The sequence below is a fragment of the Synechococcus sp. R5-13 genome, from assembly GCF_047462015.1.
Taxonomy (GTDB): domain Bacteria; phylum Cyanobacteriota; class Cyanobacteriia; order Thermostichales; family Thermostichaceae; genus Thermostichus.
Window position 1 is genome coordinate 1 of record NZ_JANSIL010000042.1, and the last position, 11,981, is coordinate 11,981.

The following is an 11,981-nucleotide window of genomic DNA, read 5'->3' on the forward strand; positions in this document are numbered from 1 at the left end:
TGGCTTGCCAACTGCAGGGCTACCGAAAGCCCGCCCTGTACTGCGAAGCAGTCAGGGTCGGGTAGTTTACGATGTGTTGACCCCAGACCGGCTCCCTTGGTTGGTTTAGCCGTTTTTCATTGCGGAGGTCATGATGGTCGAGGTTTTGGAAAGAGAAAAATTGGCCGAGGCACCTGCTGATAGTTCTCCGGCAGCTTCTCGAAAAATTTGGACTGACGAAGAGTTTATGGCTTTACCGGAGGATGGCAATCGCTATGAGGTTGTGAACGGAGAACTGGTTACTGTGGGCTCGGCAGGCGCAAAGCATGGGTACTACGTAAGTTTGATTCACATCATTCTGGGCTCCTACGTTCGCAGTCAAAGGATTGGATTTACCTTCGATTCCGATACTTCCTTCAAAATGAAATCCGGCAATCGCCGTTCTCCGGATTGTTCTTTTTTTTCCAAAGAACGACTGCAATCTCTGGGCGGGATCCCAAGGGGTTATATTGAGGGATCCCCAGACTTGGCTGTAGAAGTTCTCTCCGATGCCAACACCGTTGGAGAGATCCACGACAAGGTTGTTGAGTATTTCGAGAATGGATCCCGGCTGGTCTGGATCATTCATCCTGAAGAGAAATACGTTTTGGTCTATCGCCGGCCTGAGCCTGAAGCATTGAAGAAACCCGGCGACATCCTGGAAGGTGGAGAGGTGATCCCTGGATTTGCACTGGATTTATCAGAGTTTTTTGCCGAGCCGGAGTTGTAGTTTTTCACCAACGCAATGCCCGGATAAGACGCCTTCAGCGCCTAGGGAAAAGCAACCCCTGTTAAGCTAGCCTAAGCAGTGGGATCCCATTTCATGGCATTGGTTTATCCGCAGGTTCTGGAGCGCAATCCCAAACGGCTGCGCATTGCCCTACAGCGGTTTACCTCTCAGCAACTGGCTTGGCGGGCGGCAGCAGGCTTGGTGCTGCTGATTGTGGGATCCCAACTGTGGGCTCGTTCGCCGCTGTTGGGTTTGGTGGCTGTGGGGATGGGCCTGTGGGCTGGGATCCCTTGGGGGTTGGGGCAGCTCCTGAATCTAGATTGCCAAAGCCAACGGGTGACCCTGACCCACCTGCGTGGCCCTTGGGGGATTTGGCGGCAGCAGGTGTTTTCCTATCCCTTGGCTCAGTTGCAAGGAGTGCGGCTGCATCGAGTGGGTCAGGAAGTTTTGGATAACCAAGCTCAAGAGAGTTTTCAGGTCCAAAGCCAAGTGCGGCTGCAGTTTCACAGCGATCCTTCTAAACCGGAGCTGAACGAGGAGGTCATCGCCTGCTTTAGCAGCCAAGTCGGCATCAAAGGGGACGAACCAGAAGCTTTCGTGCTCTCTCAGCGGCTGGTGCGCTGGATTCAGAACTATCTATCCGAACACTCAGGAAACCTAAGAAACAACTCTTCACCCTGAAAGCCCCCTTTTCGAGGATACTGCCCCACCGTTCCAGTAGACTCAAACTTTGCTCTCCTTTTCGGGGAGATGGGGAATTGTTGGCACAGTGCTTGATCCTGGGTTAGAAATGCTACCGAAAAGCAGTGCACTCCTTGACACTTTCTAAACTTAACTTAATCGACAACCTTCATGAGCGCCTCCTGGGATCTGGTCAACCTGCTTACCTTACTCAACTGGAACACTCTGCCCGGATGGCTTTGGCTGCTCCTTTGGGGATCCTCACTGGCCGTGGTGATGTACTGGCAAAAGCGCTGGCTGCAGCGGGATCAGGTGGGTTTTCCCGATGTCATCATGCTGGCGCGTGCAGATACGACGGTGGTGGAATGTAACGAAGCTTGCCAGAAAATCTTGGGGGATTGGCGGGGCAGGCGCTGGATCGACGTGCTGCTGGCAGAAGAGCAGGAGCAGGCGCAGCAAAAGATAGCCCACCTTACCCCTCAGCAGCCCACCTTTACCCGGATTAGCAGAGTGGCGGATGCAGCGGGGCAGGTGCGGTGGTTTGAGTGGATCAACCAAGGCATTTTTGACCGGCGGGGCCGCTTGCAGTTTATTCGCGGCGTGGGCCGAGACATTACCGAGAAGAAACAGTTGGAAGAAAACCTGCGGCTGCGGGAGGCCCAACTGCGCACCTTGTTGGACGCCCTGCCGTTGGCGGTGTGGGCCAGGGATCCTCAAGGAGTGCTGATTTTACAAAATGCCACCGACCGCGCCTGGTTTGGCGATCTGCTGGGCACTTCTTTGGAGGCAGTGGCTCAAGAACACGGGGACTGGCAAGAGTATGTCGCCCGCGCCCTTCGAGGGGAAGTTGTCAAGTACGAGAGGAAAGAGCTCGTTCAGGGAGAAGAGCGCTATACCTATTCCGTAGTCGTGCCCCTGAGAGAGCAATCGGAAGGGCGGGGGGTTCTCGGCGTTAGCCTAGACATCACCGAGCTAAAGCGCCTGCAACAAGAGCTAGCAGAGCAGCAGGAGCGCTTTCGCGCCTTTATTAACAACAGCCATGACGTCTTGTGCCGGATCGATGCCCAAGGTTTGCTATACATCCTAAATCCCCCAGTTGTTGAGAAAATTTTGGGTCGTGTCCCCAATTCGGGAGAAGCCCTGCCTTTGGATTGGGTTCACCCTGAGGATCGGCAGGTCGTTGCTGATGCTCTTGAGCAACTCAAGGCTCGGCCTGGCGAGACGCTCAGCTTTGTCTATCGGGCCCAGCATGCCGATGGCTATTGGGTGTGGCTGGAGAGCCGCTGCACCAACCTTTTGCAGGATCCTTTAGTGCAGGGGATTGTGTGCAGCAGCCGCGACATTACCCAACAAAAGCAGGTGGAACTGGCTTTGCGAGAGAGCGAAGCCCGCTTCCGAGAAATTGCAGAGGCTGTACCGGTGGTTTTCTTTGTGTATTCTGCAGACTTGAGCCAGTCTCTCTACAAAAGCCCCCAAAGCGAGAAGATCTGGGGTTACACAGCAGAAGAGTTTCGCCGCAAGCCAGATCTCTGGAAAGACAGGATCCATCCCGAAGATCTGCCAAGGGTACTGCAGGCGGCCGCCCGAGCCACTCAAGAAGCCCAGCAGATCACCTACCGCCTTTTCCATCGGGATGGCAGGCTGCGCTGGCTGCGTACTTCTTGCCGACCCATCTTGAACGAACAGCAAGAGGTTATCCGTATTGTTGGCATTACCGAAGATATTACGGAGCAGAAAGAAGCAGAGCTGGCTCTACAAGAAAGCGAAGCTCGGCTTAGGGCTATTCTGGACGGGATCCCTTTTTCTATCTTTCTCAAAGATCTGGAAGGGCGCTATCTTCATGTAAACAAGACTTATCTACAACAGAGAGGCTGCAAGGCAGAAGAGCTCATTGGAAAGTTGGATAGTGAGCTGTTCGCATCAGAAGAGGCTCTAGAATTTCGAGATCAGGATCAAAAAGTCCTGCAATCTCCGCATCCTGTCAGCTACGAGCGAACCTTTTTCCGCGATGGCAAGAGATTGACCCAGTGGGTCACCAAGTTTGCCCTGCGGGATCAGCAGGGGTCTCCTTACGCCGTTTGCGGCATCGCTGTGGACATAACGCCCCTCAAACAAGCCCAAGATCTGTTGCTGAAAGAAGCAGAGCGGGAGCGGCTGCTTGGAGCTTTGCTGCGACGCATCCGTCAGGATTTGGATTTGCAATCTATCTTGCAAACCACTGTTGCAGAAGTGCGAGAGGTTTTCCAGGTGGATCGGGTGATGATCTATCAGTTGCAGGAAGGTGTAGGGGGGTTTGTAGCTGCTGAGTCGGTGGCGGATCCCTGGCCCAGCCACTTGGGCCGCCGGGTGTGGGATGCTTGCCTTCGCCAGGATCCTTGCTACCGCAAGTACCAAGAGGGCTTTGTGCAAGCCATAGCCAACGTGGCGACGGCCAATTTGGATCCTTGCTATCGGGAGCTCTTGGAATCTTTCCAGGCCCAAGCCAACTTGGTGATCCCAATTCGGCGGGGAGAGGATCTCTGGGACCTTCTGGTGGCACAGCACTGCCAATCCAGCCGCCCTTGGCAAGAGTGGGAAATCCGGCTTTTACAAGAGCTGAGCGATCAATTAGCCATCGCGTTGCAACAGGCCCAGTTATATGAACAACTGCAAGCCCTCAATCAAACCTTGGAAGAAAAGGTTCGGCAACGCACCTCTGAGTTGCAGCGATCCCTGCAATTTGAGGCCCTGCTGAAACGCATCACTGACCGGGTGCGCGACTCTCTGGATGAAGCTGAAATTCTCAACACCGCTCTGCGCGAGCTGGGAGAAAACCTAAATGCAGATGGCTGCGATATTGGCCTTTACAACGCCGATCTCACCCTTTCCACCATCAGCTACGAGTACTGCCCCCGCTCCAATTCCTCCCTGAACATTTCCATATCCATAAAGGGTGGGCCTTACGACGATGTTCATCAACAATTGCTCGCAGGACAGCCCTGCCTTTTTTGCTTCTACTGTCCAGAAAAGACAGTGGAAAAGCGCCAGGTGGTCATGGCTTGCCCCCTGCCGGATAAAGGCCAAGTGCTAGGGGATCTGTGGATCTTTCGCTCAGCTGAGCGTTCTTTCGACCAGCAGGAGATGCAGCTTATCCAGCAGGTGGCCAATCAATGTGCTATCGGCCTAAGGCAGGCGCGCCTATTCCGAGCTGCCCAAGAGCAGGTGCAAGCCCTGGAGCGCCTTAACCGCCTCAAAGATGACTTTATCAGCACCGTCAGCCACGAGTTGCGCACTCCTCTAGCCAGCATGAAAATGGCGTTGCACATGCTGCAAGTTGCCCCTGCGAGGGAGAAGCAGGCCCAGTACCTATCCATCGCCCAGCGGGAATGCCAACGGGAGATCGAGCTGATCAATGACCTGTTGGATTTGCAGCGGCTAGAGGCAGGAGCCTATGCTTTGAATCTGCAAACGCTGACCTGGGAAGCCTTGTTGGGGGATTTGCTGTTGGCTATTGGCGAACGCGCCCGTACTAAGGGGCAAACCTTTCAAGCCAACGTGCCTCTGGAGAGCAGCATCACCACAGATCCTCTCCTTTTGGGGCGTATCCTGCGGGAGCTCCTGCACAACGCTGTGAAATACACCCCCGGCCAGGGATCCATCCGCCTAGAAGTCAGGGTTGAGGCCAACCGAACTCGCATCCAAGTCAGGAATAGCCAAGAGATCCCGGCTGAGGAACTCACCCGCATTTTCGAGCGTTTTTACCGGATCCCCAGCCATGATCCTTGGAAAGAAGGGGGCACGGGTTTAGGCTTGGCCTTGGCAAAACAGATGGTGGATCAACTGAGGGGATCCATTGAGGTCAACAGCTCTGCCGGTTGGACGACTTTTACGCTCCACCTGCCCCCTCTGCCCCAGTTTTAAAGGTTGAGCGGATCCCTGGGGACTCCTGCTTTGCGCTTGCGCTTTTCCAGGTTGGTTTCAAAGTAGCGATGGTTACGCAGATCTGGCAAGATTCCTGCCTCAGAAACTTAGCCCTTAAAGCGGCGCAGCGCCGATTTGATCCCTACCTTAGGGGTTCTCTCCCCCGGTACCTCTGCACAGCCCGTCTTATTGTAAGTTCTGTAGCAACAGATACGGAAATAGTTCCCAACACAGATGCTCATCTCGGCCAGAAGAGATAGAGGCTGAGTATTCTGAGGGTTGCTGTCGTATCCGGGATCTGGATTGGCCGCCAACCCAACCTTCTCAATCTGGTCACGCTGCCGAAGACGCGAGGCAGAGAGGATTTGTTGCAAGTAAGTTTCAATTCACAACTTTTTCTTAATAAGTGATTTCGGTTCTTGAGGATCTGGCTTACTTTGTTACCTGTAGAGTGTTCCTTGCCAAAAACCTATGAGCATTGTTGCCCAAGTCATCGCGCAGTCGGACGCGGCTGATCGCTTCCTCAGCAGTGCCGAGATCGCCAAGCTAGAGGATTTCTTCAGCAAGGGTCAAGTTCGCATCCGAGCCGCCCAAAAGTTAGCAGAGAACGAGCAAAAAATTGTCCAGGAAGGCAGCAAACGGTTTTGGGCCAAATGCCCCAACACCCCCAGCAATAAGGGCAACCCTCAAAAAACTGCCCTCTGTCAACGAGATCAAGGCTGGTATATCCGCTTGGTTAGCTATTGCATCTTGGCAGGCAACGATAAGCCGCTGGAAGATATCGGCTTGAACGGCATGCGAGAAATGTACATCTCTTTGGGCGTGCCGCTACCCAACCTGCGGGTGGCGATGAGCTGCCTAAAAGAGGTAGCTGCCGGCATTCTTTCTTCAGAGGAGATGGCTCTAGCTGCCCCCTACTTTGATCGACTGATTCGCGCTTTTTGAATCGATGAATGGATAGACAAATCGCTGCCCTCTCGCTCAGTTTTAGAGTTGAGGCGCGCTACTCCTGCCTCTGTGAGCTTGAGGTTTCGGCTGGCTTTGCGAGCTTGACCTGCAAGCTGTGAAGTTGTCTTAAGTTGCAATCCATAAGAGTTCTCACAGGCAATGCCTGAGCAAGCGGTGCAAGGACTCCGTCCCGCTAACGCGAACAGCATTTGCCCAATTGCCTCAAGAAATCAGTCCCTACTAGTGCTTAGAGGAGAAAAATCCATGAAAGATACCATCACTTCCCTGATTAACCCCGCCGATGAGAAAGGCTCTTACTTAGATGCCGCAGCTCTGGAACAATTAAATCGCTATTTCCAGAGTGGCAACATGCGCGTCAAGGCGGCCAAAACCATCAGCTCCAGCGCCAGCAGCATTATCAGCAAAACGGTTGCCAAGAGCTTGCTCTACGGGGATATTACCCTACCGGGGGGCAATATGTACCCTACTCGGCGCTACGCGGCTTGCTTGCGGGACCTGACCTATTTTCTACGCTATGCCACCTACGCCATGTTGGCTGCCGATCCCTCAATTTTGGATGAGCGCGTGTTGCAGGGTTTAAAAGAAACTTACATCACCCTCGGCGTTCCCATCGATCGCGTCATTCAGGCCCTCAATGCCATGAAAGAGGTCCTGACCGAAAGTCTCGACACAGAGGCAAGTCAAGAAATGGCCGTTTATCTTGACCATATCATTGCCGGTCTGAGCTAAACGTGCCTGTATTTTTGAGGGCTCACTGAGGAGCTATCTATGAATGCCAAAAAGATGCACCCATCGGGCTACCCCTGGTGGTCAGGTAACGCTCGATTGATGAACCTCTCTAATACTTTTATCGTGGCGCATGTGGCCCATGCGGCCTTGATCATGGCTTGGGCGGGGGGCTTTACCTTGTTTGAGCTGGCCAAGTTCTCGCCAGAGCGGCCCATGTACGAGCAAGGGCTGATTTTGCTGCCCCACTTGGCCACATTGGGGTGGGGGGTTGGCCCCGGTGGCCAGATCGTCAATACCTTTCCCTATGTGGCCATTGCCTCAATTCACCTGGTGGCTGCCGGCGTGTTGGCTGGAGGAGCCTACTTCCACCAAACCCAACTTCCCCCCAGCTTAGATATGGAATTCGGCAGGGCTGCCAAGTTTCACTTCACTTGGGATGATGCCAAAACGTTGGGAGTGATTTTGGGGCACCACCTACTGATTTTGGGCCTGGGATCCCTATTGTTGGTGGCCAAGGCGATGGTGTTCGGGGGGCTGTATGACGCCAACACCGGTCAGGTACGCCTGGTTACGGCTCCAACTTTGGACTTTGCCACCCTTTGGAACTACCGCACCCACCTGTTTGATGTCAATAATTTGGAAGACTTGGTGGGGGGCCATATCTATGTGGGAGCTCTTCTCTTGTTGGGAGGGGTGTGGCATATCCTGGTTCCGCCGTTTGAGTGGGTTAAAGCTCGCTTTCTCTTCTCAGCAGATGGGATCCTCTCCTACTCTCTATTCGGCATCGCCCTAGCCGGTTTTGCGGCTTCTTACTACTGTGGGTTTAACTCGCTGGCCTACCCGGTGGAGTTTTACGGCCCCACCCTGGAGCTGAAATCCGCCTTTACTCCTTACTACTTCGATCCAAATCAAACGGGAGCGTGGAACTACTCCTCAAGGGTTTGGCTGGCGAATGCTCACTTCTACTTAGCCTTCTTTTTTCTACAAGGATCCCTGTGGCATTTTCAGCGAGCGATGGGATTTGATGTCGGCAAGATGCTGCAGCTTTGGCAGCAGAGTCGGCAGGAAATGACCTCTCAGTCGGTGTATCAGGTTCAATTTCAGTGCCGACCTCAGCCTGACTTTGCAACTTTTTACGAGCCGCCCTTTGCAGGTCCAGAGCCTCTATCTGTATCTCCCGAGGATATCTACTGGTATCAGCCGCCAAAGGCTCCCAGCTCCAGATCTCTATCGTTGATAAACGGCGTTCGGCAAACTCTCTATGAAGTGAACTACACCCTTAGGAGGTGGATCTTCTACGAGCCCGCAAGAGAGAAGATAGCTTTCAATCGTTCTGACTTAAAGGCAGATTATGGTTCGCGCAAGTCAAGGGCTGATTTCTCGAAGTTTGCTCGATCTCTGCCCAAAGTCTTCTACGAGCCGAGCAGAGTTCAGGCTTAACCTACCTGGGATTTGAGGGGGTTTGGCCCTCAGGAGAGGTGATTACCCTGCCTGGGGGCTTTTTGCTTTGCTAGGGCTCCGCAGTGTGGGCTAAGGAAGGGAGTACCGATCTAGACTTGGCCTTGGTGAAGCAAATGGTGGATCAACTGAGGGGATCCATCGAGGTCAGCAGCGCCGCCGGCTGGACAACTTTCACGCTACATCTACTCCAATTGCTGCAATTCTAACCCCTACTCCACCACTCGCCCTCGCTTGGGGATTTGGGATACAGTACTGGTAGGGATCCTGAGGAGCTTTGCCTAAACCTATGACAACTCGCCTGGCTCCGCCTCTTACCCTTGAAGACTTCCTCAAGTTGCCTTACATAGAAGATTCTCCGGCGTGGGAGTATGTGGATGGAGTTGCCATTCAAAAACCGATACCCAAAGCCCGCCACTCCATTTTGCAAAAACACCTTGTGGCCGAGGTTGATGGCAGCACCACCGACTATACTGCCCTACCCGAACTGCGTTGCACTTTTTCCGGTCGTTCCATTGTTCCCGATATTGCCGTAATTGCGTGGGATCGAATTCGCCTCAGTGAAACAGGCGAGCCAGAAGATGACTTCACCGCAGCACCCGACTGGATTATCGAAATTCTTTCGCCGGGTCAAAGGGTAAGCCGTGTAATCGATAATATCCTGCATTGCCTAAAGCACGGCAGCAAATTAGGGTGGATGGTGGATTTAGACGATTACTCTGTTTTGATATTTGCCCCTCAGCAAGAGCCGGAAATTTGCCGAGGAGATCGTCAGCTTAAGGTGATCGATGGGATCCAGTTAGCATTGACTCCACAACAAATCTTTGTTCTCCAATACACTACCCCCGCCGCATGGCCGTAACCCCCGTGGGATCCAGCACCTTGCCCCGTTCCACCTCGGCATAGACCAGGTAGCGATCCCCGCAGTCCATCCAGGTTTTGACACGGCACTCCAGGTAAGCTAAGGCATCCAACAAAATGGGGCAGCCATTTTCGGCAGCGGCCGTAGCCAAGCCGGCAAAGCGATCTTCTCCGGGCCGTTGAGGTCGCTGAAAGTGCCGCTGCAAGTTGCTGCCCTTGCCTTCCCGCAAGATGTTAAGCACAAAGGGGGCCTGGGGATAGGTCAGCAATTCGGCTTCTTGTTCCTTGTTCACCGACAGGGTTAGCCCCGGCGGATTGAAGCTGGCCTGGGCCACCGACCAGGTGAGGAAGCCACGGCGGGTCTCTCCTTGCAGGGCGGTGACTACACACAGGGATCCCACCACCCGGCTCAGGGCTTGCCCAACCCGATCCGCCTGAGTTTCGCTGCTGGTTTGGCGAGGGGCGCGGGCTCGTTTGGCTTTGCGCAGGGCCTGAGCAAACTGGGATCCCGCCTCTTGACAGGCTTCCAGGATTTCAGGGGTGGGCTTAAACTTGGCGCGGATCGTCTCAAACCCCAAGGAAAAGCCGGCATTGAGCAACTTGTTCTCGATGAGATCCACCGCTTCTCCGCTCCAGCCGTAGGAGCCGAAAACCCCGGCCAATCGGGTGGTGGGAACTGAAGAAAGGATGATGCCGAGGGCGGTTTGGATCTGCACAGGAGGATGGCCGGCCAAAGTCGGGGATCCGATAACAAACCCTTGGCAGCGCTCCAGAGCTTGGGCGATCTCCTCCGGAGTGGACCATTCGCAGTTGATCCGCTCCACCTTAACGCCGGCCCGCTCCAGCCCTTGGGCTATGGCCATGGCCATCAAACCTGTATTCCCGTAAGCGGAAGTGTATAGGAGAGCTACCCCCTGCTCGCCGGGATCCTCTTCGCACCAAGTGTGGTAGTCCAGCCGCAAGCGCCGCAGGCTGTGGCGCACCAAGGGGCCGTGGGCAGGGGCATAGATTTGGGCGGGAAATTCTTCCAACTTGGCCAGGGCTGCCTTCACCTGGGACAATTGGTTGCGGTGCAAACAGTCGAAGTAGTAGCGGCGGTCTTCGCTGAGCTGCCGCCAATGTTCGTCAAACACTTGCTCATCGCACACATGGGCACCGAACAACTTATCGGTGTAGAGGATCCCGGTGGCCGGATCGTAGGTACAGAGGGCATCTGGGTGGCGGGGTGTGGGCACGGTGCGAAAGTGCAACTCATGCCCTTCCCCCAAATCCAGGCGATCCCCATCCCGGATGACCCGCAAACGGAAGGACTGGTCGCCATTGTAGAAAATGCCCAGATCGGCGGCTTCTTCTTCGTCGCGACTGCGGGGCAAGGGATCCATCTCTTCAAAGGCGGCCCGTAGCGTAATGGATCCCGGCTTGGAGCAGAGCACCATCGCGTAGGGAGCCAGAGGCAATAGGGCTTTGAGAGTGGCAATGCGGTTAAAGTTGACGTGGCTGAGCAAAATAAAGTCCAACCGCTGCAGGTACTGGTGTTGGGCCAGCTCTTCTAAAAAGATGCCGGTGAACGATTCCCCCGGAGGATCGATGAGAAGGGTTTGGCGGGCCTGGATGAGGTAGCTATTGGCAGTGGTGCCCCGTTGCCGAGCGTATTCCAGCTCAAACTTCAGGCGATCCCAGGTGCGGGAGCGGAGAACCAACGTGGACGGGCCGATAAGGGCAACTTGGACATCGCGGGCGGGGATCTTGCTCTCCATAGCAGCCTCCGATGCGGTATCTGTCCTCACCTTGCCACGAAACTGGAGGAATGGGGATCCCTTTTCAGAGTTTGGGAGCCCACGGCCCGGCTTACCCAAAAGTTGGGTCTGAGGCCCCGTCCTCACAACTGCGCAAGAAGCAAGCGATTGAGGTGGGGAGTGTGTCAAGTTTTTTCAAAGTCGGCCGGGCAAAAAGGAAGAGGCTAAGATCGGCTTGTGGCGTGTTCAGGCTGCCTATGTCTGCCCGATCCAAGTCCAAAGTGGAGGCCCCTACCAAGGGGATGGATCCCCGCCAGTTTACCGAAGCTGAGGTGGCGGCAATTGCAGAGCGGTTGGAGCGCAATGAGTATCCGACCGTCTTTGGCTGCTTGGAAGACTGGCATGCCCTTCGAGCCGTTGCCTTTTATGCTCCCCACTTGGTGGCTCCCTATGCACACCTGTTGGAGTGGGAAGTGGATGAAGATTAGGGCTGTCCTTGCAGTTCTTAAAGGGATCCCAGTGCTCAGGGCAACGAGGGGGGAGGATTTCCGTCAGAGCCTTGCCGGCGAATCAGATAGCGCACTTCTTCAAGGAGAACGTTGAACCTCTGATCCGTTTCCGCCTGCCGTTGGTTGATGGCCTGAATGGCGCGTTCGTGCTCTCGTTGTAGGGCGGTGAGGGTAACCAGAGCTTGAGTCACTTCCTCTGCCCACTCGGCAAGGTGAGCTAAGTCAGAGCGGGTCTCGCTGACAACTTGCTGTAGCTCTCGCAGGCTTTGAGCTTGGGCAGCAGCTTGTTCGGCAAATTCGGCGCGGCTTTCTTGGATGGACTGACGCAGCTCCTCGATTTCCCGCAGACGGGCGGCGTTCTCCTCGGCAGACTGGGCGCGGCTTTCTTGG

8 protein-coding genes and 3 pseudogenes are annotated in these 11,981 nt (G+C 54.7%); 8 read left to right on the forward strand and 3 right to left on the reverse strand.

Features of this window, described 5'->3' with window-relative positions:
- The first annotated feature begins 133 nt into the window (after positions 1-133).
- From NW840_RS03740 to NW840_RS03750, 3 genes are all read left to right on the forward strand, one after another.
- On the forward strand, positions 134-748 hold the full coding sequence (locus NW840_RS03740) for a Uma2 family endonuclease (RefSeq protein WP_414330774.1): 615 nt from the start codon (positions 134-136) through the stop codon (positions 746-748).
- 93 nt (positions 749-841) lie between these two features.
- Positions 842-1,429 (forward strand): hypothetical protein, encoded by a 588-nt coding sequence (locus NW840_RS03745; RefSeq protein WP_414342459.1) that lies wholly within the window; start codon positions 842-844, stop codon positions 1,427-1,429.
- Between the two features lie 171 nt (positions 1,430-1,600).
- Positions 1,601-5,329 (forward strand): PAS domain S-box protein, encoded by a 3,729-nt coding sequence (locus NW840_RS03750; protein ID WP_414342460.1) that lies wholly within the window; start codon positions 1,601-1,603, stop codon positions 5,327-5,329.
- Here NW840_RS03750 and rpsU read toward each other — a convergent pair.
- A pseudogene (gene rpsU, locus NW840_RS03755) lies at positions 5,326-5,469 on the reverse strand (30S ribosomal protein S21). The gene NW840_RS03750 and the pseudogene rpsU overlap by 4 nt on opposite strands.
- 331 nt (positions 5,470-5,800) lie before the next feature.
- On the opposite strand from rpsU, the gene apcD reads away from it, so the two are divergent.
- The 4 genes and pseudogenes from apcD (at position 5,801) to NW840_RS03775 (ending at position 9,347) form a co-directional block, all read left to right on the forward strand.
- Entirely contained in the window at positions 5,801-6,274 is a 474-nt protein-coding gene (gene apcD, locus NW840_RS03760) for an allophycocyanin subunit alpha-B (RefSeq protein WP_099812040.1), read from the forward strand.
- Positions 6,275-6,541: 267 nt separating this feature from the next.
- A complete protein-coding gene (locus tag NW840_RS03765) occupies positions 6,542-7,027 on the forward strand; it encodes an allophycocyanin subunit beta (protein WP_099812041.1) in 486 nt (161 codons plus the stop codon).
- A gap of 39 nt (positions 7,028-7,066) precedes the next feature.
- Positions 7,067-8,053: pseudogene (locus NW840_RS03770) on the forward strand (chlorophyll a/b binding light-harvesting protein); the annotation flags it as partial.
- A gap of 721 nt (positions 8,054-8,774) precedes the next feature.
- Complete coding sequence (locus tag NW840_RS03775; RefSeq protein ID WP_414342463.1) at positions 8,775-9,347, forward strand: Uma2 family endonuclease; 573 nt, start codon at positions 8,775-8,777, stop codon at positions 9,345-9,347.
- On the opposite strand, the gene NW840_RS03780 is transcribed toward NW840_RS03775, so the two are convergent.
- On the reverse strand, positions 9,325-11,103 hold the full coding sequence (locus NW840_RS03780) for a flavin reductase (RefSeq protein WP_414342465.1): 1,779 nt from the start codon (positions 11,101-11,103) through the stop codon (positions 9,325-9,327). The two genes, NW840_RS03775 and NW840_RS03780, sit on opposite strands and share 23 nt — an antisense overlap.
- 236 nt (positions 11,104-11,339) lie before the next feature.
- On the opposite strand from NW840_RS03780, the gene NW840_RS03785 reads away from it, so the two are divergent.
- Positions 11,340-11,570: a DUF2555 domain-containing protein gene (locus NW840_RS03785; RefSeq protein ID WP_414342467.1), complete on the forward strand. Its 231-nt coding sequence runs from the start codon at positions 11,340-11,342 to the stop codon at positions 11,568-11,570.
- Positions 11,571-11,605: 35 nt separating this feature from the next.
- Here the strand turns inward: NW840_RS03785 and NW840_RS03790 are convergent.
- A pseudogene (locus NW840_RS03790) lies at positions 11,606-11,981 on the reverse strand (hypothetical protein); the annotation flags it as partial.